The sequence below is a fragment of the Saccharopolyspora halophila genome (assembly GCF_039531955.1).
GTDB classification, from domain to species: Bacteria; Actinomycetota; Actinomycetes; order Mycobacteriales; family Pseudonocardiaceae; genus Saccharopolyspora; species Saccharopolyspora halophila.
Genome location: NZ_BAAARA010000015.1, coordinates 170,763 through 194,107, shown reverse-complemented (window position 1 = coordinate 194,107; position 23,345 = coordinate 170,763). Strand labels below are relative to the sequence as shown.

At 71.5% G+C, this 23,345-nt stretch carries 19 protein-coding genes and 2 riboswitches; of the genes, 15 read left to right on the top strand and 4 right to left on the bottom strand.

Annotation, left to right across the window (positions count from 1 at the left end):
• Positions 1–19: 19 nt before the first annotated feature.
• Entirely contained in the window at positions 20–565 is a 546-nt protein-coding gene (locus ABD289_RS19330) for a YbhB/YbcL family Raf kinase inhibitor-like protein (RefSeq protein ID WP_344134592.1), read from the bottom strand.
• Positions 566–744: 179 nt separating this feature from the next.
• Between ABD289_RS19330 and ABD289_RS19325 the strand changes: the two genes are divergently transcribed.
• From ABD289_RS19325 to ABD289_RS19305, 5 genes are all read left to right on the top strand, one after another.
• The gene (locus ABD289_RS19325; protein WP_344134589.1) at positions 745–1,707 is read left to right on the top strand and encodes a sugar kinase; all 963 of its coding nucleotides are present in this window, start codon (positions 745–747) and stop codon (positions 1,705–1,707) included.
• Complete coding sequence (locus ABD289_RS19320; protein ID WP_344134586.1) at positions 1,677–2,297, top strand: bifunctional 4-hydroxy-2-oxoglutarate aldolase/2-dehydro-3-deoxy-phosphogluconate aldolase; 621 nt, start codon at positions 1,677–1,679, stop codon at positions 2,295–2,297. Before ABD289_RS19325 ends, ABD289_RS19320 begins: the two co-directional genes overlap by 31 nt.
• A gap of 46 nt (positions 2,298–2,343) precedes the next feature.
• The gene (locus ABD289_RS19315) at positions 2,344–3,267 is read left to right on the top strand and encodes a D-isomer specific 2-hydroxyacid dehydrogenase family protein (protein ID WP_344134583.1); all 924 of its coding nucleotides are present in this window, start codon (positions 2,344–2,346) and stop codon (positions 3,265–3,267) included.
• A gap of 157 nt (positions 3,268–3,424) precedes the next feature.
• A riboswitch (cobalamin riboswitch) is annotated at positions 3,425–3,631 on the top strand.
• Positions 3,632–3,661: 30 nt separating this feature from the next.
• A complete protein-coding gene (gene cobN, locus ABD289_RS19310; protein WP_344134580.1) occupies positions 3,662–7,336 on the top strand; it encodes a cobaltochelatase subunit CobN in 3,675 nt (1,224 codons plus the stop codon).
• 224 nt (positions 7,337–7,560) lie between these two features.
• Entirely contained in the window at positions 7,561–8,373 is an 813-nt protein-coding gene (locus tag ABD289_RS19305) for a S1 family peptidase (protein ID WP_344134577.1), read from the top strand.
• On the opposite strand, the gene ABD289_RS19300 is transcribed toward ABD289_RS19305, so the two are convergent.
• Positions 8,374–9,285: a LysR family transcriptional regulator gene (locus ABD289_RS19300; protein WP_344134574.1), complete on the bottom strand. Its 912-nt coding sequence runs from the start codon at positions 9,283–9,285 to the stop codon at positions 8,374–8,376.
• Between the two features lie 165 nt (positions 9,286–9,450).
• Here ABD289_RS19300 and ABD289_RS19295 point away from each other — a divergent pair, with 165 nt between their 5' ends.
• Positions 9,451–10,668, top strand: coding sequence for an MFS transporter (locus ABD289_RS19295; protein WP_344134571.1), 1,218 nt, complete (start codon positions 9,451–9,453; stop codon positions 10,666–10,668).
• Here the strand turns inward: ABD289_RS19295 and ABD289_RS19290 are convergent.
• Complete coding sequence (locus ABD289_RS19290; RefSeq protein WP_344134568.1) at positions 10,582–11,208, bottom strand: LysE family translocator; 627 nt, start codon at positions 11,206–11,208, stop codon at positions 10,582–10,584. The genes ABD289_RS19295 and ABD289_RS19290 overlap by 87 nt on opposite strands.
• Before the next feature lie 289 nt (positions 11,209–11,497).
• Between ABD289_RS19290 and ABD289_RS19285 the strand changes: the two genes are divergently transcribed.
• The 3 genes from ABD289_RS19285 (at position 11,498) to ABD289_RS19275 (ending at position 15,261) form a co-directional block, all read left to right on the top strand.
• The gene (locus ABD289_RS19285) at positions 11,498–12,319 is read left to right on the top strand and encodes a S1 family peptidase (protein ID WP_344134565.1); all 822 of its coding nucleotides are present in this window, start codon (positions 11,498–11,500) and stop codon (positions 12,317–12,319) included.
• Between the two features lie 97 nt (positions 12,320–12,416).
• The gene (locus tag ABD289_RS19280) at positions 12,417–12,896 is read left to right on the top strand and encodes a GNAT family N-acetyltransferase (protein ID WP_344134562.1); all 480 of its coding nucleotides are present in this window, start codon (positions 12,417–12,419) and stop codon (positions 12,894–12,896) included.
• 120 nt (positions 12,897–13,016) lie between these two features.
• Positions 13,017–13,144, top strand: a riboswitch (cobalamin riboswitch).
• A 50-nt stretch (positions 13,145–13,194) separates the two neighbouring features.
• Complete coding sequence (locus ABD289_RS19275; protein ID WP_344134559.1) at positions 13,195–15,261, top strand: putative cobaltochelatase; 2,067 nt, start codon at positions 13,195–13,197, stop codon at positions 15,259–15,261.
• Positions 15,262–15,577: 316 nt separating this feature from the next.
• On the opposite strand, the gene ABD289_RS19270 is transcribed toward ABD289_RS19275, so the two are convergent.
• Entirely contained in the window at positions 15,578–16,732 is a 1,155-nt protein-coding gene (locus ABD289_RS19270; RefSeq protein WP_344134556.1) for an MFS transporter, read from the bottom strand.
• Positions 16,733–16,919: 187 nt separating this feature from the next.
• Between ABD289_RS19270 and cobO the strand changes: the two genes are divergently transcribed.
• The 6 genes from cobO to cbiE are packed head-to-tail and all read left to right on the top strand — an operon-like array spanning position 16,920 to position 23,261.
• Entirely contained in the window at positions 16,920–17,534 is a 615-nt protein-coding gene (gene cobO / locus ABD289_RS19265; RefSeq protein WP_344134553.1) for a cob(I)yrinic acid a,c-diamide adenosyltransferase, read from the top strand.
• On the top strand, positions 17,531–18,901 hold the full coding sequence (locus ABD289_RS19260; protein ID WP_344134550.1) for a cobyrinic acid a,c-diamide synthase CobB: 1,371 nt from the start codon (positions 17,531–17,533) through the stop codon (positions 18,899–18,901). The genes cobO and ABD289_RS19260 overlap by 4 nt, the downstream gene beginning before the upstream one ends.
• On the top strand, positions 18,898–19,635 hold the full coding sequence (gene cobI, locus ABD289_RS19255; protein ID WP_344134547.1) for a precorrin-2 C(20)-methyltransferase: 738 nt from the start codon (positions 18,898–18,900) through the stop codon (positions 19,633–19,635). Before ABD289_RS19260 ends, cobI begins: the two co-directional genes overlap by 4 nt.
• Positions 19,629–20,936: a precorrin-4 C(11)-methyltransferase gene (gene cobM / locus ABD289_RS19250; protein ID WP_344134544.1), complete on the top strand. Its 1,308-nt coding sequence runs from the start codon at positions 19,629–19,631 to the stop codon at positions 20,934–20,936. Before cobI ends, cobM begins: the two co-directional genes overlap by 7 nt.
• Positions 20,920–22,077, top strand: a complete 1,158-nt coding sequence (locus tag ABD289_RS19245) for a cobalt-precorrin-5B (C(1))-methyltransferase (RefSeq protein ID WP_344134541.1) — start codon at positions 20,920–20,922, stop codon at positions 22,075–22,077. The genes cobM and ABD289_RS19245 overlap by 17 nt, the downstream gene beginning before the upstream one ends.
• Complete coding sequence (gene cbiE / locus ABD289_RS19240; protein ID WP_344134538.1) at positions 22,062–23,261, top strand: precorrin-6y C5,15-methyltransferase (decarboxylating) subunit CbiE; 1,200 nt, start codon at positions 22,062–22,064, stop codon at positions 23,259–23,261. Before ABD289_RS19245 ends, cbiE begins: the two co-directional genes overlap by 16 nt.
• Positions 23,262–23,345 lie beyond the last annotated feature (84 nt).

Below are 23,345 nucleotides of genomic sequence, written 5' to 3'. Positions count from 1 at the left end.
GCGATCGGCACGACCGGGATCAGTGCTGGTAGGTCGGGGTGATGACCGCCCGGCCGACGGTGTGGAAGGCCAGCATGAAGCTGACCACGGCGGGGGAGACGCTGTCGTCCACGCCGAGCTCTTCGGTGTCGACCGCGTGCACCACGAAGTAGTAGCGGTGCGGGCGGTCACCGGGCGGCGGGGCCGCGCCGCCGAAGGCCTTCTCGCTCATGTCGTTGGCCACGTGGAACGCACCGGCGGGCACGTTCTGGCCGTTGCGGTTGCCCGCGTCGGTGGCCAGCTCGGTGACGTTCGCGGGGATGTCGACCAGGACCCAGTGCCAGAAGCCGCCGGGAATCGGCGCGTCCGGATCGAAGCAGGTCACCACGAAGCTCTTGGTGCTCTCCGGGAAGCCCGACCAGCTCAGCTGCGGCGAGATGTTCTCGCCGCCGGCGCCCATGCCGTCGTAGGCCAGGGCCTTGGTCATCGCCTGGCCGTCGTTCACGTCCGCGGATGTGACGGTGAACTCGGGTACCGCCGGCAGGAACGAGTACGGATCAGGATCGATCGGCCGCTCCAGACTCATGCGAGCCCTCCTTCTTACCTGTGGTTTTCGGGGTGATCGTCGATCACTGGCCTCAGCCTAGGAGAACGGCGTGGTTCCAGCCGGTTCCGGTTCGCATTGCACAGGATGCAACGGAGGTGTGTATTTCGCAGCGTTCGTGCCGATAGCCTGTCCTCCGAAGCAGTGATCGCGAGGAGGCAATGTTGGTGCAGCCGGCCGAGGTGTTGTGCCTGGGCGAAACGATGTCGCTGGTCGCTCCGGCCAGCCCGGTCCCTCTTGAGCAGGCCCCGACCTTCACGCTCTCCGCCGGTGGCGCGGAGTCCAACGTGGCCATCCACCTGGCCGCGCTCGGTCACCGGGTGCGCTGGGCCAGCCGCCTCGGTGACGACCCGCTGGGCAAGCGCGTGCTCGGCACGATCGCCGCGGCCGGGGTGGATACGGACCTGGTCGAGGTGTACCCGCACGCGCCGACCGCGGTGTACTTCAAGGACCCGGGCCCCGAGGGCACGCGGGTGCACTACTACCGGGCCGGGTCGGCGGCGTCCACGATGGACGAGGACTTCCTGCCCGGCGGCGAGCTGGACGCGCCGCAGCTGCTGCACATCAGCGGTATCACCCCGGCGCTGTCCGAGGGCTGCGACCGGATGGTCCGGCATCTGCTCACCCGCGAGCGCGGGGCGCGCATCTCCTTCGACGTCAACCACCGCCCCGCGTTGTGGAGCGCGGAGGAGGCCGGCCCGGTGCTGCGGGAGCTCGCCCAGCTCGCCGACATCGTGTTCGTCGGTCTCGACGAGGCGGCCGTGCTGTGGGGCGTGAAGAATGCGGACGAGGTGCGCGACCTGCTCGACGGGCCGGACACGGTGGTGGTCAAGGACGGCGCCGAGGCCGCCTACGCGCTCGGGCGGAGCCGGGTCGTGGTGCCCGCGCCCGAGGTGGAGGTCGTCGAACCGGTCGGTGCCGGGGACGCCTTCGCGGCCGGTTTCCTGTCCGGCGTGCTGCGCGGCGAGGACGACGTGCGCTGCCTGCGGCTGGGGCACGTGCTGGCCGCGCACAGCCTGCGCAGCACCGAGGACCACACCACCCCGCCGGACGCCGAATCGCTGGCCCGCTGGCTCGGCTGCGACGAGCAGCAGTGGAACGAGCTGCGCTTCGGGGGCCGGTGATGGGCTACTTCGACGAGCTGTTCACCGGTCGGGTGCTGGCGATCCTGCGCGGGTTCGAACCGCAGCGGACCGTCGAACTCGCCGAACGAGCCTGGGACCTGGGCATCGACGCCATCGAGGTTCCCGTCGAGAGCTCGCGGGCGGAGCCGTCCCTGCGGGCGGCGGTGGCCGCGGGTGCCGAGCGCGGGCGTCCGGTCGGCGCGGGCACCGTCATCGACCCCGAGCAGTTGCGCGCGGTGCGGTCGGCCGGTGCGGCGTTCACCGTCGCGCCCGGCCTGGATCCCGAGATCGTGCGGTTGAGCGCCGAGCTCGAGCTCCCGCACCTGCCCGGTGTGTCCACGCCCACCGAGATCCAGCGCGCGATGCGGCTCGGGCTGCGCTGGGTCAAGGCGTTCCCCGCCGCCGAGCTGGGCAGTTCCTGGTTCAAGGCGATGCGCGGCCCGTTCCCGGGGTTGCGCGTGGTGGCCACCGGCGGGATGACCGCGCACAACGCGCCGGAATTCCTGGCCGCGGGTGCCGATGTGGTGGCGGTCGGTTCCGCGCTGGCCGATGACGCGCAGTTGCCCGCGCTGGCCGAGTTGATCTCCTAGGCGCCCGTCCGCCGGTAGTCGAATGAGCAGGCCCTGAGCAGCAGAGATGGAGAAGTCGTTGAAGGTCCACGTTGGTCCTGCCGCGCCGCCCGAGCTGGAAGCGGCCGTGGTGGCCGGGGGCGGCGAGCTCGCCCCCGCCGAGGAAGCCGCTGCCCTGGTGTGGTTCGGCGCCGAGCCGAGCCGCTTCCCCGAGCTCGATCATCCTGACCTGGAGTGGGTGCAGCTGCCCTCGGCGGGCATCGAGTCCTGGCTGGCCTCCGGAGTGCTGCGCGAAGGCGTCCGGTTCACCTCGGCGGCGGGGACCTACGCGCAGACTGTCGCCGAGCACGCCCTCGGCTTGATGCTGGCAGGGGCGCGGCAGCTGCCCGCGATGGCGCGCGCGGAAAGCTGGCAGCGGCCGGACCGGATGCGCAGCCTGACCGGCTCGACCGTCGGCATCATTGGTGCGGGCGGCATCGGACGGGCGCTGATCGAGATGCTGCGGCCGTTCGGGGTGACGGTGCTGGCGGTCAACCGCTCCGGCAAGCCGGTCGACGGCGCCGAGCGGACCTGGCCGTCCGAGGACGCCGACGGGATGCGCCAGGTGCTGACCGAGTCCGACTTCGTGGTGGTGGCGGCTCCCGCGACCACCCGGACGAGCAAGCTCATCGACGCCGACGTGCTGTCGGCGATGAAGTCCGACGCCTGGCTGGTCAACATCGCCCGAGGTTCGCTGGTCGACACCGAAGCCCTGGTCAGGGCCCTCGAAGAGGAGGAGATCGGCGGCGCGGCCCTGGACGTCACCGACCCCGAGCCGCTGCCGGACGGGCACCCGCTGTTCTCGCACCCGCGCGCCCTCATCTCCCCGCACACGGCCAACCCGCAGTCGCTGCTGCTGCCCGCCCTGGCGCGGCGCGTCCAGGAGAACGTCCGCCGCCACATCGCGGGCGAACCGCTCCTGGCCCCGATCGACCCCACAGCGGGCTACTGACCAGCCGAAAGCTCTAGGAGAGGTTTCGCCCGGCGCGCGTGGTGGTGACAGTTCTGCCTAAAACTGTCCGGACAAAACGGACATCGAAGTCTTGCAGTTCTAGGCAAAACTGTCGCCTTGCTGTGGGGTTCGTCCCGGAATCGCTGTGCGGGTGGTCGGAGATCGCAGGACCGATAGGATCATCCGGAAAGCCGATTCGGCGGTGACGTGGAGGAACCCGGTGGGAATCCGGGGCGGTCGCGCCACTGTGACCGGGGAGCGGACCCCAACCAGCCACGGCCCGGCCCCGCGCGGGCGGGTGGGAAGGCGGGAAGCGCCGCGACGATCCGGGAGTCAGGAGACTCCCTCACCGCCATGACCCCGCCGGGGCGCGCACCCCGAGAGAGGATTCCGCGTGAGCGAGCCTGCCCGCGAAACCCGAGTTCTGCTGCTGTCCACTGCGGACACCGACCTGCTGGCGGCCCGCGCCGCCGAGGCCGACTACCGCGTGGCCAACCCGTCGCGGGTCGCGGCCGAGGACGTGCCCGAGCTGCTGCGCGACGTCGACGTGGTGGTGGTCCGGCTGCTGGGCGGGCGTCGCGCCTGGGAGGAAGGGCTGGACGCGGTCCTGGCCGCCGGTCTGCCCACCATCGCCCTGGGTGGTGAGGCCACTCCGGACGCCGAGCTGATGGCGCTGTCCACTGTGCCCGCGGGCGTGGCCACCGAGACGCTGACCTACCTCGTCGAGGGCGGCCCGGCGAACCTCACCCAGCTGGCCAACTTCCTGTCCGACACGGTGCTGCTCACCGGAACCGGCTTCGAGCCGCCGCAGTCCACACCGGAGTTCGGCCTGCACGGCAAGCGCGCGCACGACCCGTCGAAGCCGACCGTGGGCGTCATCTTCTACCGGGCGCACTACCTGGCGGGCAACACCGCCTTCGTCGACACCCTCGCCGACCAGATCGAGGCGACCGGGGCGAACGCGGTGCCGGTGTTCTGCGGATCGCTGCGCAGCCTGTCCGACGCCGCGGGACTGCGGGAGCTGCTGGCCGGCTGCGATTCACTGGTGGCCACCGTGCTCGCCGCCGGTGGCGCCGTGGCGGCAGATGCCAGCGCGGGCGGCGACGAGGACTCCTGGGACGCCGGCGCGCTCGCCGAGCTCGACGTTCCGGTGCTGCAGGGACTGTGCCTGACCACCAGCCGCGCGGTGTGGGCCGAGAGCGACACCGTCTCGCCGATGGACGCCGCGATGCAGGTCGCGGTTCCGGAGTTCGACGGCCGGTTGATCAGCGTGCCGTTCTCCTTCAAGGAGGAGGGGTCCGACGGCATCCCGGTCTACGTCGCCGACCCGGAGCGCGCTGCCCGCGTCGCGGGCACGGCGGTTTCGCTGGCGAGGCTGCGGCACGTCGACAACGGGCAGAAGCGCCTCGGCGTGGTGCTCTCGTCGTACCCGACCAAGCACTCCCGCGTCGGCAACGCGGTCGGCCTGGACACCCCGGCCTCGGCGGTGGTCCTGCTCGACGCGCTGACCGAAGCGGGCTACGACCTCGGCGGCCTGGACGTCTCCGGCCTCGACGGCGACACGCTGATCCACCGGCTCATCGCCGCAGGCGGTCACGACGTCGAGTGGTTGACCGAGGACCAGATGGCCGACGCGGCCATCCGCGTTCCCGCCACCCGCTACCGCGAGTGGTTCGACGCCCTGCCCGAGGAGCTGCGCTCCTCGATGACCGAGCACTGGGGACCGCCACCCGGCAGCCTCTACGTCGACGACGAGGGCTCGATCTACGTCGCGGCACTGCGCTTCGGCAACGTCGTGCTGCTCATCCAGCCGCCGCGCGGGTTCGGCGAGAACCCGATCGCGATCTACCACGACCCGGACCTGCCGCCGTCGCACCAGTACCTCGCGGCCTACCGCTGGCTGGCCGAGGACTTCGGCGCGCACGCGGTCATCCACCTGGGCAAGCACGGCACCCTGGAGTGGCTGCCGGGCAAGGGCCTCGGTCTGGCCGCCGACTGCGCCCCCGACGCGGTGCTCGGCGATCTGCCGCTGATCTACCCGTTCATCGTCAACGACCCCGGCGAGGGCACCCAGGCCAAGCGGCGCGGGCACTCGGTGGTCGTGGACCACATGATCCCGCCGATGGATCGCGCCGACTCCTACGGCGAGATCGCCAAGCTCGAGCAGCTGCTCGACGAGTACGCGCTGGTCTCCGACATGGACCCGGAGAAGAAGCCGGCGCTGCGCAACCAGATCTGGGAACTGGTCACCTCCGCCGAACTGCACCACGACCTGCAGCAGGACGACCAGCCCGACGAGGACTCGTTCGATGACTTCGTGATGCACATCGACGGCTACCTCTGCGAGATCAAGGACGTGCAGATCCGCGACGGCCTGCACATCCTCGGCCGCGCCCCGCGCGAGGAAGAGCTGGTCAACGATGTGCTGGCGATCCTGCGGGCGCGGCAGGTCTTCGGCGGCACCATCGGCGCGCTGCCCGGGCTGCGCTCGGCGCTGTCCGAGCACTTCGGTCTCGACGAGCAGGCGCTGCTGGCCGAACCGGGCGCCCGCGCCGACGTTCCGGCGTCGCTGACCGAGCTGGTCGACGGCCCCTCGGCCTCGGCCTCCGACGCGGTGGACCTGGTGGAGAAGCTGGCCCGCAAGCTCATCGAGTCCGCTGCCGAGACCGGCTGGGCCCTCGACCGGGCCGAGTCGGTGGTGACGAACGTCCTGGGCACGGGCGTCGATTCGGTGGTCAAGGTGCTGCGGTTTGCCTGCGAGGAGGTGGTGCCCCGGCTGGCGCGCACCACCGACGAGGTCACGCACGTCGTGCACGCGCTCGACGGCGGGTTCATCCCGGCCGGACCGTCCGGTTCGCCGACCCGCGGGCTGATCTCGGTGCTGCCGACGGGACGCAACTTCTACTCGGTGGATCCCAAGGCGATCCCCTCGCGCAACGCCTTCGACGTCGGTGCGTCGCTGGCCGACTCGCTGATCACCCGCCACGTCGCCGACACCGGGGAGTACCCGACCTCGGTCGGCCTGACGGTGTGGGGCACCTCGGCGATGCGCACGCAGGGCGACGATCTCGGCGAGATCCTCTGGCTGCTGGGTTGCCGTCCGACCTGGGACGACGCCTCGCGCCGCGTCACGGGTTTCGAGGTCGTGCCGGTGGCTGAGCTGGAGCGTCCGCGCATCGACGTGGTGGTGCGCATCTCCGGGTTCTTCCGCGACGCCTTCCCGCACGTGGTCACGCTCATCGACGACGCGGTGCAGACCGTGGCCAAGCTCGACGAGCCGGACGAGGACAACTACGTCGCCGCGCACTACCGCGCTGACCTGGGCGAACACGGCGACGGCAGGCGCGCGTCGACCCGCATCTTCGGTTCCAAGCCCGGTGCCTACGGCGCGGGGCTGCTGCCGCTGATCGACGCCCGGAACTGGCGCACCGACGACGACCTGGCCGAGGTCTACGCGACGTGGGGCGGTTTCGCCTACGGCCGCGGTCTGGACGGCCGCGAGGCGCGCGGGGACATGGAGACGGCGTTCAAGCGCATCCAGGTGGCGGCCAAGAACGTCGACACCCGCGAGCACGACATCGCCGACTCGGACGACTACTTCCAGTACCACGGCGGCATGGTCGCCATGGTGCGCTCGCTGTCCGGGAAGGACCCGGCGGCCTACGTGGGCGATTCCGCGGTGCCGCACGCGGTCAAGACCCGCAGCCTCGGCGAGGAGACCAAGCGGGTGTTCCGCGCCCGCGTGGTCAACCCGAAGTGGATCTCGGCCATGCAGCGGCACGGCTACAAGGGGGCCTTCGAGCTCGCGGCCACTGTGGACTACCTGTTCGGATTCGATGCCACCGCGGGTGTGGTCGACGACTGGATGTACACCAAGCTCGCGGAGTCCTACGTCTTCGACGACGAGGTCCAGCAGTTCCTGCGGAACTCCAACCCGTGGGCGCTGCGCGGCATGACCGAGCGGCTGATCGAGGCCGCTGATCGCGGTCTGTGGGCGGAGCCGGACGAGCAGGTGCTCGACGACCTGCGTTCGGTGTACCTGGAGCTGGAAGGCGAACTCGAGGAGTGACCGAGCTCCGGGGTCGGCCGAGCGGCCGACCCCGGATTGTCCTCAGTGGACTCATCGGGTCGATCGATCAGGTGGTGAGCCGCCGAAATCTCCACTCGATCGTGTTGTACTGCCGCAAGCGGTGTATCTGGCGGCGGGTTTGGTTCCTCCTATTCAAGGACACTTTGAACGAGCGGCGGCGATCGTCGAACGACGCATCGCCGGGTTCGGGTGAGGAGCTGAGCATGGCGCACACGAGGGGTCGCATTCGGACGGCGGCCGGCGTTCTCGCCGCGGTCGCGTTGACCGGGACGATGTTCGCGACCGGGGCGAACGCGGTGGAGCGGGGAGCGGCCACCGCCGCAGCGCCGCCCATCGTCGGGGGAGAACCCGCTCAGATCGAGCAGCACCCGTGGGTGGTGTACCTGAGCGACGCGCAGGGCAACCAGTTCTGCGGGGGCACGATCGGCGCGGCCGACAAGATCGTCACCGCCGCGCACTGCGCGGAGGGCATGCAGCCGACGGAGCTGCGAGTGGTCGCCGGGCGGGAGGACAAGACCTCCGGCGAGGGCACCGTCGCGGGTGTGCGCGACGTGTGGGTGCATCCCGACTACGAGTCCGCGATCCAGGGCGACGACGTCGCCGTGCTGACCTTGGACCGGGAGCTGCCACAACCAGCCCTGCCACTGGCCACCGCCGCCGACACGGCGGCCTACCAGCCAGGGCGCCGCGCCGAGGTCTTCGGCTGGGGAACGACCTCCGAAGGCGGCACGTCCTCGGACACGTTGCAGCGGGCGAGCGTTCCGCTGACCTCGGACGCGGACTGCAGCGCGGCCTACGGGCAGTACGACCCGGCGGCGATGGTCTGCGCCGGTTACCCGCTGGGCGGTGTGGACAGCTGCCAGGGCGACTCCGGTGGACCACTCGTCGCCGACGGCAAGCTGATCGGCATCGTCTCCACCGGCAACGGATGCGCCCGGCCGGGCAGCCCGGGCATCTACACGCGGGTGTCCAGCTACGAACCCGAGGTCCTGGCCGAGCTGAACGACCGGGCCTGATCAGGCGGGCGTCAACCGCAGGCCGGGGCCGAGTTCCCGGGCGATCCCGGTGGCGAGTGCGCGGAAGGCCCGCACCGCAGGGTCGCGCTCGTGCGCGCGGCTGGCCAGCACGCTGTGCTCCCACGGCGCGTCGGCCACCGGGACGCACCGGGTTCCGGGCCACGGGTAGAAGCGCTGGAACGACTCCAGGGCGGAACCGGCGCCTCGTCCGGCCGCCGCGGTGGCCAGCACCTGCTGCGGGCTGACGGCGGCGTCCTCGCTGCAGCGCGGCGCCTCTCCGTCTCGCGCCGCGGTGAAGTACAGGTAGTCGGTGAACGGGCGCGGGGTGTGTTCGGGAAGCCGGATGAACGGCAGGTCGAGTACATCGGCCAGGTGCAGCTGCGGGGCGTCGGCGACTTCCCAGCGGGCGGGCACCACGACGATGCGGCGCTCGGTGGTCAGCACATCGACCTCGACCCGCTCGTCGTGCGGTGCCGGTCGCACGAAGGCGATGTCGACGCGGTGCTCGAGCAGCGCGGAGACGTGCTCGGTGAAGTCCAGCGCGACGAGCCGGAGATCGATCTCGGGATGCGCCCTGCGGAACGCCTGCACGGCTGCCGGGGTGAGTTCGGCCGAACCGTGCCCCATCACTCCGACGCGCAGCGTCCCGGGGGCGGCGCGGACGGCGTCGGTGACGTCGGCACGGGCGGCCTCGGCCGCGGTCAGCAGCGACCGCGCGTGCCGGACGAGCCGGTGGCCTGCCGGGGTGAGCCGCACCGGGGCGCGCTCCAGCAGGGTCACCCCGAGCTCGCGCTCCAGGTGCTTGATGTGCTCGGTGACCGTCGCCTTGGACAGGAACGTCCGTTCGGCGGCGCGTCCGAAGTGCTCCTCGTCGGCCACCGCGAGCAGCGTCTCCAATCGCCGCAGGTCCATGCCCGCAACGTACGACCGCGCAGGCCCCGTGGCCAGCGAAAGAGATGTGCTCCATCCGGCAGCGCGCGGTGAAACGATCACGGCGAGGTGGAGATCACCTCCCGCGTTCGGGAAATCCGAACGAGGCCTGCCGCGCGTACCGCCGCGAGCAGTAGAACCTGAGCTGTGCGAAAGATCTGGGTTCCCGCTGCGCTGTTGATGGCCGCCGCCGGGTGGGGCGCGAATCAGTTCTCGCCGCTGCTCGGCGCGTACCAGCGCGAGCTCGGGTTGAGCGCGTCGGTGACGACCGGCCTGCTGGCGGTCTACGTCGTCGGTCTGGTGCCGGGCCTGCTGTTCGGCGGGCCGCTCGCCGACCGCCGGGGTCGCAAGCCCGTGGTGTGCTGGGCGATCGTGCTCAACGCGGTGGCGACCGCGGCGCTGATGCTCGGCGCGCACCAGGTGCCCTGGCTGGCCGTCGGCCGGGTGCTGGTGGGGCTGAGCACGGGTGCTGTGCTGGCCGCGGGTGCCGCCTGGGTGCGCGAGCTCTCGCATCCGCCGTTCGGCGCCGCGAGCGAGGACGGGGCCGGTGCGCGCCGGGCCGGGGCGCTGCTGGCGGCCGGGTTCAGCATCAGCGCCTTCGTCTCCGCGCTGATCGCGACGTTGGGCCCGGTACCACTGGTCAGCGCCTATCTGCCGCACCTGCTGCTGTGCGCGGTGACGCTGCCACCGGCGCTGTGCTGCCCGGAGACTCGGGTGCGCCCGGAGGGACCCGCGCAGCGCGGGCGCGCTATCCGGGATCCGAGGTTCCGGCGCGCCGTCGCGCCGGTGGCGCCGTGGGTGTTCGCCACCCCGCCGGTGGCGTTCGCCGTGCTGCCCGGCCTGGTCACCGCGCACGCCCCGGGATTCCAGGTGATCTACGCGGGCGTGGTCACGTTGTTCGCGCCCGGACTGGGCGCGCTGGTGCAGCCGCTGGCCCGGCGGCTCGCTCGGCGGGGGGCGCGCGTCACGGCGGTGATCGGGATGACGAGCTGCGCCGCCGGGATGGCGCTCGCGGCGGTCGCCGGTTGGCTGGTCTCGCCGTGGGTGGGACTGCTCGCCGCGTTCCTGCTCGGCGTCTCCTACGGCTTCACCTCGACCTACTGCTTGACCATGGTCGGCCGCATCGCCGGTCCGGCCGAGCTGGCCGGGCTGACCGCGGTGATGTGGGTGCTCGCCTACCTGGGCTTCTTCACGCCGTTCGTGATCAGCCTGCTATCGGGGGTGGTGTCCGCGCCGACCGTGCTGCTGGTGCTGGCCGGGCTGGCCCTGCTGACGCTGCTAGCTCGCGAGCAGTCCCACGGAGATGGTCAGGAACGCCGTCGCGCTGAGCGCGTCCAGCGACTGCGCGACTCGGGGGTGCTGTAGCCGGTCGGCGATCTTGGCGGCGGTCAGCACGATGGTGACCTCCCAGACCGCGGCCAGCGCCAGGAACACGATGCCCAGGAAGACCAGCTGCAGCGTCGGGTTCGTCGCGATGCCGACGAACTGCGGCAGGAACGCGAGGCTGAACAGCAGCATCTTCGGGTTCGTCAGGTTGCTCAGCAGCCCGCGCACGAACGGGTTCGCGGAGTCCGCGGGCGGCGTGTTGAGCGTTCCGGATTCCTTCCTGGTCAGCCACAACCCGCGCAGGATCATCCCGGCCAGGTAGATCAGGTACCCGGCGCCGATCCACTTGAGCACCTCCATCACCTGCGGGGTGCTCGACAGCAGCGCGCCGAGCCCGCAGATCACCGCGGTGACCTGCAACGCGCTCGCGCTGTGGATGCCGACCAGCGCCAGCAGCCCCGCTCGGCGCCCCGCGTTCAACGAGGTGCGCAGCAGGAGGAACGCGTCGACTCCCGGCGTGACGATGACGACCGCACTCGCCACCAGGAAGGCGGGCAACGTGGTCGGGTCCAGGAGCACAGCGGTTTCCTCCTTCGCTGCGACGCGCGTCAACGCGTCGCTAGAGCGGGTGAAGATCTTCATCCGGCTGGTGGAGATCTGCGGATCACGCGATCTACGCAGATCGGGCCCGCGTCGATGCGGGGCGGATGAGCGGCCGCGTCGCGCGGCCAGGTCGGAAAAATTTCGTTCGGAAGTCGATTTTAACGAAAAGATTTCCTGACAGGCTGTGAGTTGCGCCTCGTGATGTTTCGGTGTGCGGGTGACTACGGTGTGCGCTCGGCAAGATCGGCGATGACTGGAGGTCGATGTGGGGCGGCACACCGGAGGCAGCAAGGCGGCCCGCTCGCTGCGGCGAATGGCCGTGGCCGGAGCGGTCACCGCACTGGCGAGCACCAACCCGCTGGCCAACGCGGAACCGTCCGAGCAGGCCCAGCCCCGCGTCCTCGGCGGTACCTCCTCCAGCACCGATGCCGCGCCATGGGCGGTGGCGCTGACCGACACCTACGGCAACCACTTCTGCGGCGGAACCCTGGTCTCCGCCGGTGAGGTGGTCACCGCCGCGCACTGCGCCGTCGACCCGCTCACCGGTGCGCAGCGCTCGGCGGAGGACATCCAGGTCGTCGCCGGACGCACCGACCTCCGCTCCACGCAGGGCACGGTCGGATCGGTGCAGGACGTGTGGGTGCACCCCGAGTACCGCGACATCACCAGCGGGGACGACCTCGCCGTGCTGAGCCTGTCCGAGCCGATGCCGCAGCGGCCGCTGCCGATGGTCGAACCCGGTGACACCGAGGCCTACGCGCCGGGCACCACGGCCCGGGTCTACGGCTGGGGTCGCACCAGCGAGAACGGTCCGTCCTCGGACACGCTGCGCTCGGTGGACGTGCCGATCAACGCCGACGACTCCTGCAAGTCCGCCTACGCCAACTACGACGAGCGCAGCATGTTCTGCGCCGGTTATCCCGAGGGCGGCAAGGACGCCTGCGCGGGCGACTCCGGCGGTCCCATCGTGGCCGACGGCAAGCTCATCGGCGTGGTGTCCTACGGGACCGGATGCGGCCGACCCGGTACGCCGGGCGTCTACACCAGGCTGGCCAACTACGTGCCGCTGGCCAACGACCTGCCATGACAGCGGCCGCGCCGCACCGAACGGGTGTAGTGGCGCAGACAACTCCGGCCGCCCGCTAATGCCGACCTAGCGCAGCGGCTGTGATATCCAGGTAAGGGTGACCCTCCAGCCGCTCGCAGCCGCCGTCCACCGCGCCTACACCGCGGACCTCGATGCCGCGGACTTCTACCGCATGTTGCGCCTCCGCGTGGACGTCTTCGTGGTCGAGCAGGAGTGCGCCTATTCCGAGTTGGACGGGCGCGATCTCGAGGACTCGACCCGGCACTTCTGGATCGACAGCGCCGACGGCTACGTCCTCGGCTACCTGCGCCTGCTGGAGGACCCGGACGGCGCCTACCGCATCGGCCGGGTCTGCACCGCCAAGAGCGCGCGCCGCATGGGACTCGGTCGCAAGCTGATGCGCGCCGCGGTCGCCGAGGTGCAGAACTTCCCGGCCACGCTCTCCGCCCAGACCTACGCCAAGGACTTCTACGCCTCCTTCGGGTTCGTCGAGGAAGGCGAGGAGTACCTCGAGGACGGCATCCCGCACATCGGCATGCGCCGCGAACCCCGCCGCGCCCACGCCGTCGCGCGCTGACGGCGTGCCCCCGAGGACTCCTGCCCCGGCCGAATGAGTCGGTGATCTCACGTCCCTGGAGGTTGGGGACGTGATCCGCGTCTGGAACGATATGCGTTGATCCGAATGCAAGGGGCGTGCCAGGAAGCCGGTGGGAGTCCGGCACGGTCGGCGCCACTGTGACCGGGAAGCGGCACTCCACGACGAGCCACCGGGGATGACCTGGGAAGGCCGGAGTGCGCCGCGGCGATCCGGGAGTCAGGACACTGCGGCCCCTTGTTCCCGCCGCCGGGGCGTCCGCACCCCGAGGAAGGAACACATGTCTGCCCCTCGCTTCCCCTTCTCCGCCGTGGTCGGCCAAGACGACCTGCAGCTGGCGTTGCTGCTCAACGCGGTGCACCCGCGCATCGGCGGTGTTCTCGTGCGCGGCGAGAAGGGCACCGCCAAGTCGACCGTCGTGCGCGCGCTCGCTTCGCTGCTGCCCGCGCTGGACGTCGTCGACGGCTGCCGCTTCGGCTGCGACCCGCGTGAACCCGACCCGGACTGCCCGGACGCCCCGCACGGACAGACCGCCACGCAGCGCCCCGCGCAGCTGGTCGAGCTGCCGGTGGGCGCCACCGAGGACCGGTTGATCGGCTCGCTGGACCTCGAACGCGCGCTGACCGAGGGCGTGAAGGCGTTCCAGCCTGGCTTGCTGGCCGGGGCGCACCGCGGCGTGCTCTACGTCGACGAGGCCAACCTGCTGCACGACCACCTGGTCGACCTGCTGCTCGACGCCGCCGCGATGGGGCGCGCGCACATCGAGCGCGACGGCGTCTCCGTTTCGCACGCCGCGTCGTTCCTGCTGGTCGGGACGATGAACCCGGAGGAGGGCGAGCTGCGTCCGCAGCTGCTCGACCGGTTCGGCCTGACCGTGCAGGTGGCCGCCTCCCGCGAGGTCGAGACCCGCACCGAGGTGGTGCGCCGCAGGCTGGCCTTCGAGGCCGATCCGGCCGGGTTCGCCGCCCAGTACGCGGACGCCGACGCCGAGCTCGCCAAGCGGATCGTCGCGGCTCGCGAGCGCGTCGAGTCGGTCGTGCTGCCCGCCTCCGAGGTGCGTCGGATCTCCGCGCTGTGCGCGTCGTTCGACGTCGACGGGATGCGCGCGGACCTGGTGCTGGCGCGCACCGCGATCGCGCACGCCGCCTGGCGCGGCGCCGAGGCCGTCACCGAGGAGGACGTGGAGGCCGGCGCCCGGCTGGCTCTGCCGCACCGGCGCCGCCGCGACCCCTTCGACGAACCGGGCATGGCCGAGGACCAGCTGCAGCAGGCCATGCAGGACGCCGCCGAGCAGGCCGAATCCGAGTCCGGACCGGACAACGACCCGGACCCGGACAACGACCCCGACGACGATCCGGATGGTGGGCCCGACGGCGGTCCCGGTGGTGGTCAGCCGCATGACGAGCCCACCGACGGGCCCTCGGGCGGCGCGGCGCAGCCGGACTCAGATGAGGAGCCCTCCGGCGGGTCCGGGCAGTCCGACAAGGCCCCCGCCGCACCCGCGCCGTCGTTCCAGGCGCGCCTGCTGGAGGTGCCCGGAGTGGGAGAGGGAGCCCCCGGGCGCCGATCCCGCGCGCGCTCGCGCACCGGCAAGACCACGCGCGCGTCCACTGCGGACGGGCACGGGATGCACCTGACCGCGACGCTGGCGGCCGCCGCGCCGCACCAGGTGGCCCGCGGCCGCTCCGGTCCGGGACTGGTGCTGCGCTCCGAGGACGTGCGCAAGGCGGTCCGGGAAGGACGCGAGGGCAACCTCGTGCTGTTCGCGGTGGACGCCTCGGGTTCGATGGCCGCCAAGGAGCGCATGTCGGCGGTCAGCGGTGCCGTGATGTCGTTGCTGCGGGACGCCTACCAGCGGCGCGACAAGGTCGGCGTGATCACCTTCCGCGGCGACGCGGCGGAGCTGACGTTGCCGCCGACGTCCTCGGTGGACGTCGCGGCCGCGCGGTTGCGACGGATGCGCACTGGTGGCCGGACGCCGCTGGCCGACGGTCTGCTGCGCGCCCGCAAGGTCGTGCAGACCGAGCGCACCCGCGATCCGCAGCGCCGCGCGCTGGTGGTGCTGCTCACCGATGGAAAGGCCACGGTGCCAGCGCAAACCGGTCAAACCGGGACCAAGCGCTCGCAGCAGGCCGTCGACGACGCGTTGCGCGCAGCGGGCACGCTCGCCGGTGTCGGCGCCGCCTCGGTGGTCGTGGACTGCGAGAGCGGGCCGGTCAAGCTCGGCCTCGCGCCGCGGGTGGCGGCCGCGCTCGGCGGTCCCTGCCTGCGGCTGGAGGAGCTGTCCGCCGAGCACGTGGCCGGCGTGGTCCGCGCCGCCAGCGGCGACAGCGGTTTGGCCGCTTGATCTCGGTTCGATTACGAGATTCAACCTGACGAGTACTCACGCGTCGGTCGGATTGGTACGGTGGCGCACGTCCACCTGACCCCCAGGGGTGGACCTCTAAAGTGCCCCGCGCTCCCAGCGACCCCCAGGCCGGTTGAGCGCGGGGCTCTTTCTTGTCGTTCTCGGGTCGTCCTGCTCGGCGGTGCGGGTGGCGAGCACCACTCCTGATGCAACTACCTGCCCGGCGTCCTGACCGTCCTCGCCACGTAGCCGCTCAGCAGCCGCGGGCGGTACCGGTCGCCGGGGAAGCGGCACCGCCGCTCGCCCTCGGTGGTCGTCAGGCCGGGGCCATCGTCCTCCGGTATCGGCGGCGGGCGTAGGTGGCCGTGATGACCAGGGGGATCGCGGTGGCTCCCGCGATGGTGAACAGCTCCGCGTAGCGGCCGTGGTCGGCCAGCGGGCCCGCCGCGGCGGAGGCCACGGCGCTGCCGAGGAACAGCGCGCTGGCGAACAGCGCCACCGCGGTTCCGCGGGCCTCCGGGGCCACCGAGGTCGCCCACGCCTGCAGCGATGAGTGCATGAACGACCAGCCACCGCCCAGCAGCAGCGCGGTGGTGATCACCGTGAGGACGTTGGTCTCCACCGCGACGACCGCGTAACCGGCGGCCATCGCCGTGCCGCCGATGGCGATCAGCCACCAGACGGCCAGCGTCGAGTTGATCGCCTTGACCAGGCGGGAGAACACCAGCACGCCGATGCCGTAGGCGCCGGTGGCCAGACCGGCCACGGCCACGTCCAGGCCCTCGTCGACCAGCGCCGAGGCCAGGAACGTCAGGACGCCGAGCAGCACCGCGCCCTCCACGAAGACCAGCGCGAACACCAGCAGCGCCCAGCGGTTGGTCAGCACCGAACCGAGGTGCGCGCGGATGCCGCTGACCTCGGCGCGGTCCGGCTCCGGCAGGCCGCCCAGCAGCACGGCGCAGACTGCGGCGAAGATCGCGGGCAGCGCGAACACGACGCGCCAGTCCAGCCAGTGCGCCAGCACTCCGGCGATCGCGGTGGCAGCGGCCGTGCCGACCGCTTGCGCGGCCATCAGATCCGACAGCGCGCTCTGTCGGTGCTGCGCGGAGACCGTGTCGCCGAGGTAGGTCAGGGTCGTCGGCACCACCGCGCCCATGAACGCGCCCGCCAGCACCCGGGCGAGCAGCAGCACCGCGATGTGCGGTGCGAACGTGGAGATCAGCCCGGTCGCGGCGGCGGCCGCCAGCGCGGTGCGCATCACCGGGATTCGGCCGAACCGGTCCGACAGCACGCCCCACACGGGTTGGGACAATCCGTAGGCCAGGAAGTAGCCGCTGGCCACGGTCACCGCCGAGGCGAGCGGGACGTGCATGCTCACCGCGATCAGCACCAGCATCGGGGTGACCGCGAAGCGGTCGAAACTGCTGATGAACGCGGCTGTGGACAGCACGGCCGGTGGCCTGGTCGGCATGGGCGGCTCCCTCGTTCGCGACGCTCATAATGTTCGCCTCTCGAACGACTTTCGGGGCGGTGAAGTTGACCACCTCCTGGTGACGACCGGAGGGGGCGCCGAAAGTCAACAGTCGTAATAGCGAGCATTGCCACTCCGCGCCGGTGCGGGCCCGGATGGTGAAGTTGGTCTTGGTTAGGGTCTTGTCATGCCTCAGGGACAACCTTCGAACGTGCCCGACGACGGTCTGACGACGCGCCAGCGGCGCAACCGGCCACTGGTGGTGGTGCACACCGGTGAGATGAAGGGCAAGTCGACCGCCGCCTTCGGCCTCGCGCTGCGCGGTTGGAACCAGGGCTGGCCGATCGGGGTGTTCCAGTTCGTCAAGTCCGCCAAGTGGCGCGTCGGCGAGGAGTCCGCGTTCCGCGCCCTCGGCAGGCTGCACGAGGAGACCGGCGAGGGCGGTCCGGTCGAGTGGCACAAGATGGGCGAGGGCTGGTCGTGGACCCGCAAGAAGGGGACCGATGAAGACCACGCAGCCGCCGCGCTCGAGGGCTGGCAGGAGATCGCGCGCCGGCTGCGCGACGAGCGCCACGGCCTGTACGTCCTCGACGAGTTCACCTACCCGCTGCACTGGGGCTGGGTCGACGTCGAGGACGTCGTGGAGACGCTGCGCAACCGCACCGGCCACCAGCACGTGCTGATCACCGGCCGGTACGCGCCGCAGGCGCTCATCGACGCCGCCGACCTGGTGATGGAGACCTCCAAGGTCAAGCACCCGATGGATGCCGGGCAGAAGGGCCAGAAGGGCATCGAGTGGTGACCTCGCCCGCCCGGGTCGTCCTCGCGGCCCCCGGTTCGGGACAGGGCAAGACCACCGCGGCCACCGGTCTGCTCGGTGCGCTGCGCCGCCGCGGTGATCGGGTGGCGCCGTTCAAGGTCGGTCCGGACTACATCGACCCCGGATACCACCGGCTCGCCGCGGACCGGATCGCGCGCAACCTCGATCCGGTGCTGGTCGGGCCCGATCGCGTCGCGCCGCTGTTCCACCACGGGGCTGCCGAGGCGGACCTGTCCGTGGTGGAGGGCGTGATGGGGCTGTTCGACGGCCGCATCGGCGGGGGCGAGGAGATCGCCTTGGGTTCCACCGCGCACGTCGCGCAGCTGCTGGACGCACCGGTGGTGCTGGTCGTCGACGCCAAGGGGCAGAGCCACAGCCTCGCCGCGCTGCTGCACGGCTTCCGCGCCTACCGCCCGCAGATCCGGCTGGCGGGCGTGCTCCTCAATCGCGTCGGCTCGGACCGTCACGAACAGGTGCTGCGCGCCGCCGCCGACGACGTGGGCCTGCCCGTGCTGGGGGCGATCCCGCGCACCGCGGACCTGGAGGTCCCGTCCCGGCACCTGGGCCTGGTCACGGCCGTCGAGCACGGCGCCGAAGCCGTCCGGGCGGTCGAGTCGATGACCGACGTCGTCGAGTCCTCGGTGGACCTCAACGCGCTGGCCGGTCTCGCCCGCACGGCCGGGCAGTTGCCCGGGCCGGCCTGGGATCCGGCCGAGGAGGTCGAACCCCAAGCCGAGGCGGCGCGCGCACCGGTGGTCGCGGTCGCCGGTGGTCCGGCGTTCAGCTTCGGCTACGCGGAGCACGCCGAGCTGCTGGAGGCCGCGGGCGCGCGGGTGGCGCTGGTCGACCCGCTGCGCGACGAACGCCTGCCGGAGGGGACTTCGGGGCTGGTGCTGCCCGGCGGGTTCCCGGAGCAGCACGCCGAACCGCTGTCCGCGAACACCGCGCTGCGCCGGGAGATCAAGACCTTCGCCGAGACGGGAGCGCCGGTGCACGCCGAGTGCGGTGGGCTGCTCTACCTCGGACGCGAACTCGACGATCATCCGATGTGCGGCGTGCTCCCCGCCCGCGCGTCGATGGCTCCACGGCTGAAGCTCGGCTATCGCGATGCCGTGGCGGCTGGTGAATCACCGCTCTTCGCCGAGGGAACGCGCGTCAGCGGACACGAATTCCACCGCACCGCAACCGAACCCGCGCACGGCGATGTTCCGGCGTGGTTCTGGCGCGACGCGCACGGCGTGCATCGCGAGGGCTTCCTGCACGGCGGCGTGCACGCCTCCTACCTGCACACCCACCCGGCCGGGAATCCCGCCGCGGTGGCCCGATTCGTAGCGAGGTGCCTGCGATGAGACTGGTCGGAGTCGGAGTCGGCCCCGGCGACCCGGAAATGCTGACCCTGGCGGCCCTGCGCGAGATCCGTTCGGCCGACACCGTTTACGTTCCGGTGCTGGCGCCGGACGAGCAAGGCCGCGCCGAAGCGATCGTGCGCGAACACCTCGGTGCCGACAGCAGGGTGCGTCGGCTCGTGTTCGCCCTGGCCGATCCGGTCGACGGCTCGCAGGAGCGGCGCAAGAGGCACTGGGACACCGCTGCCGAGGAGGTCGCGAACAGGCTTCGTGACCAGGGCGGCACGGTGGCCTTCGCCACTCTCGGCGACCCCGCGGTCTACTCGACGTTCAGCTACCTCGCGGCCACCGTCGCGGAGCTGTTGCCGGAGGTCGAGCTGGCCACGGTGCCCGGCATCACCGCGATGCAGGCCACCGCGCAGCAGGCGGGGATCGCGCTCACCGAGGGCTCCGAGCCACTCACGGTAATCCCGTTGTTGCGCGACGTGAACGCGCTTCGGGAAGCATTGCGCACGCACGGTACGGTCGTTGCCTACAAAGGCGGACGACGCCTGGGCGAGCTGCGTGACGCGATCAGCGACTGCGGAGCGCTCGAACGCTCGGTCTACGCCGAGCACCTGGGCACGCCGGACGCGCGGGTACTACCGCTTGCTGAAGTGTCCGATGTGGATGATGCCCCGTATTTGTCGACAGTGGTAGTGCTGCCACCACGAGGCGGAAGAGGAGAGCAATGGTGACTGGCCGGATCTCGTTCATCGGCGCCGGACCCGGCGCAGCCGACCTGATCACGGTCCGCGGTGCCAAGCGAATCGCCGAAGCCGACATCGTGGTCTGGGCCGCGAGTCTGGTCACGCCGGAATGCGTGACCGAGCACGCGCGCGCGGACGCCGAGCTCGTCGACTCCTCCCGGCTCACCCACGAGCAGGCACTGGAGATCTATCGCCGCGCCGAGCGGGACAAGCTCAACGTCGCGCGGGTGCATTCCGGTGACCCGTCGCTGTGGGGCGCGGTGCAGGAGCAGTACGACTCCTGCGTCAAGCTCAACGTCGAGGTCGAGATCGTGCCCGGGGTGGCCGCCTTCTCGGCCGCCGCGGCCGCGGTCGGTCGCGAGCTGACCGTGCCCGAGGTCGCGCAGTCGTTGGTGCTGACCCGCCTGGAGGGCGGCAAGACGCCGATGCCCGACGGCGAGAAGGTGCGCGAGTTCGCCAAGCACGGCACCACGATGGCGTTGTTCCTCTCCGCCGCGCGGACCGGCCAGCTGGTCGAGGAGCTGCGCGCCGGTGGGTACGAGGACGACACCCCGGTGCTGGTGTCCTACAAGGTGACCTGGCCGGACGAGCTGATGGTGCGCACCACGCTCGGCGATCTCGAAGCCGACGTGAAGAAGCACAAGCTGTGGCGCCACACGCTGTTCATCATCGGCAAGGCCCTCACCGCGGGCGGCACTCGTTCGCACCTGTACCACGCGGGTCACTTCCACACCTTCCGCAAGGCGGACAAGACGGCCCGTCGTGCGCTGCGCGCGGAGCGCGCGGAAAAGGCGCAGAGCGCGGAGAAGTCCGACTCCGAGGAGGGCGAGCCCCGCAAGCCCAAGGAGTCCGACGCCGCCTGGTGGGCCGTGCGCGACTGGCAGGAAACCGCCCGCGGCGCGGCGCGTTTCGGGGCCAGCCGCACCATTCCGATTGAGCAGGACGAGTCGCAGACCGAGCTCTTCGGCGAGCAGTGCGTCGAAGCGGTGCAGACCGCCGCGGAACCGGCGAGCCCGGAGGCGGAGCGCACCGAGACCCCGGCCGAGATCCCTGCCGAGGCCCCCGCTGAGGCGGCGCAATCGGATTCCGGACAGGGCGACGAATCCTCGACCGCGGCAACGAAGCCCGCGCCGAATCGGTCGAAGACCAGTGCCCAGCGCAAGTCGTCGACGTCCGCGAAGTCGTCGTCGAACAAGCGCAAGGCCCCGGCGAAGTCGGCCTCGACGGCCAAGAGCAAGAGCACCACCGACCGCAAGTCCGCGGCGAAGCCGGATGAGCAGTCCGACTGATCCGCCGCTGCGCGAGCCGGACCTTCCGCGCACCGCGAAGGTCCGGCCCAAGGCGCTGCGCACCGGCTTCACCACCGGCGCCTGCTCGGCTGCCGCCGCGAGGGCGGCCGCGGAGCTGATGCTCACCGGCGAACTGCCGGCCACGGTGGACATCGGGTTCCCGGACGGCAAGGACCGGCGGTTCCCGGTGGACTCCGGTAGCGCCGAGCCGCCCACGGCGGTGGTGGTCAAGGACGCGGGCGACGATCCGGACGTCACGCACGGCGCCCGGATGACCGTCAGCATCGCCCCGCGCGAGGACGGGGAGGTCGTGCTGCACGGCGGCGAGGGCGTCGGTCGCGTCACCAAACCGGGCCTCGGCCTGGAAGTGGGCGGACCGGCGATCAACCCGGTGCCCCGTCAGATGATCACCGCGGCGGTGCGCGAGGTCCTCGGCGACCGGGGCGCGGACGTGACGATCACCGTGCCCGGCGGCGAGAAGATGGCCCGCAAGACCACCAACCGCAGGCTGGGCATCTTCGGTGGCATCTCCGTGCTCGGCACCACCGGCATCGTGCGCCCGTTCTCCACGGCCTCTTGGCGCTCCAGCGTGGAGCAGGCGGTCTCAGTGCTGTCGGCGCAGCGGGGGAGCGTGGCCGTGCTGTCCACCGGCGGCCGCACCGAGCGGGTCGCGATGCGGCTGTTGCCCGACGAGCCCGAGGTGGCCTTCATCGAGGTCGGTGACTTCACCGGTGCCGCAGTGCGCCAGGCCGTCGACCACGGGCTCGACGAGATGGTCTTCGTGGGCATGATCGGCAAGCTGACCAAGCTCGCGTCCGGCGTGGTGATGACGCACTACACCAGGTCGAAGGTGGACACCGAGCTGCTCGGCAGGCTCACCGCCGAATTCGGCGGCAACGCCGACGACGTCGCCGAGGTCGAGCAGGCCGCCACCGCGCGGCGCGCCTACGAGGTGTGGCAACGCAGTGGCGTGTTCTCGGCGTGTGCGCACCGGCTGTGCGAGCTGGTGGCCGCAGTATTGGAGCGGTTCAGCGAGGAATGCGGCCGCAGGCTGCGTGTTCGGGTCGCGATGGTCGATTTCGAGGGCGAACACGTGGTCGCGGCCACCGAGGCGAGGTGGGTGACGTGGCAGTCACAGTGATCGGGGTCGACGGAGGTCCCTTGGCGCCGGGCGGTGCCGAGGCGCTGGAGCAGGCGCGGCTCGTCGTGGGAGGCAGACGCCACCTCGACGCCTACGCGCCGGACAGCTCCCGTCGCGTCGAGCTCGGCCCGCTCGAACCCGCGCTCAACGCGCTGGGCGCGCTGTCCGGGGACGAGCACGGGGTGGTGCTCGCCTCGGGAGATCCCGGCTTCTTCGGCGCGGTGCGCGCGCTGCGGGAACGCGGCATTCGCTGCACCGTGCTGCCCGCGACGTCGAGCGTGCAGCGGCTGATGGCGCGGGCCGGGCGGTCCTGGGACGACGTCTCGGTGGTCAGCGCGCACGGGCGCGACCTGAGCGCCGCGATCAACGTCTGCCGGGCGCGACCGGCCGTTGCGGTGCTGACCGCGCCGAAGGCGGGGCCTGCGCAGATCGCTTCCGGGCTCGCGGGCTGGCGGCGCACCATGATCGTTGCCGAGGACCTGGGCGGGCCGAACGAGTCGGTGGTGACCATCGACCCGGCCGACGCGGCCAAGCGCACCTGGTTCGAACCGAACGTGGTGCTGTGCCTCGCCGAGGTCGACGAGGTGCCCGAGCGCGGCTGGATGGCCGGTGGCGAGCCGGTTCCACCCGCGACCGGCTGGGCGCTGTCCGAGGACGAGTTCTCGCACCGCGACGGCATGATCACCAAGGCCGAGGTGCGCGCGGTGGCGCTGTCCAAGCTCGCCCCGCGGCCCGGAACGCTGGTCTGGGACGTCGGCGCGGGGTCCGGTTCGGTGGCCGTGGAATGCGCCCGCCTGGGCGCCGCGACGATCGCGATCGAGAAGGACGAGGCCCAAGCGGTCCGCATGGTCACCAACGCCGCGGGGCACGGCGTGGACGTGCGCATCGAGGAGGGCGAGGCCCCGCAAGCCCTCCGCGACCTGCCCAAGCCGGACGCGATCTTCGTCGGGGGCGGCGGTACCGAAGCCGTCACCGCCTGCGCGCACGCGGGTGCCACCCGCGTGGTTGTCGCGCTGGCCGCCCTGGACCGGGTCGGCCCGACCCGCGAGACGCTGCGCTCGGCGGGCTACGAGGTGGAAGGCGTGCAACTCGCCGCATCCCGCCTGGCCGAGCTGCCGGACGGCTCCTCCCGAATGGAGGCCGCCAACCCGGTAGTCCTCATCACCGGCCGCAAGAAGGCCTGAATGACAGTTTTGCCTAAAACTGCCCGGACAAAACGGACATGATCACGTGACGGTTTTAGGCAAAACTGTCCGCGCCCGCATGTC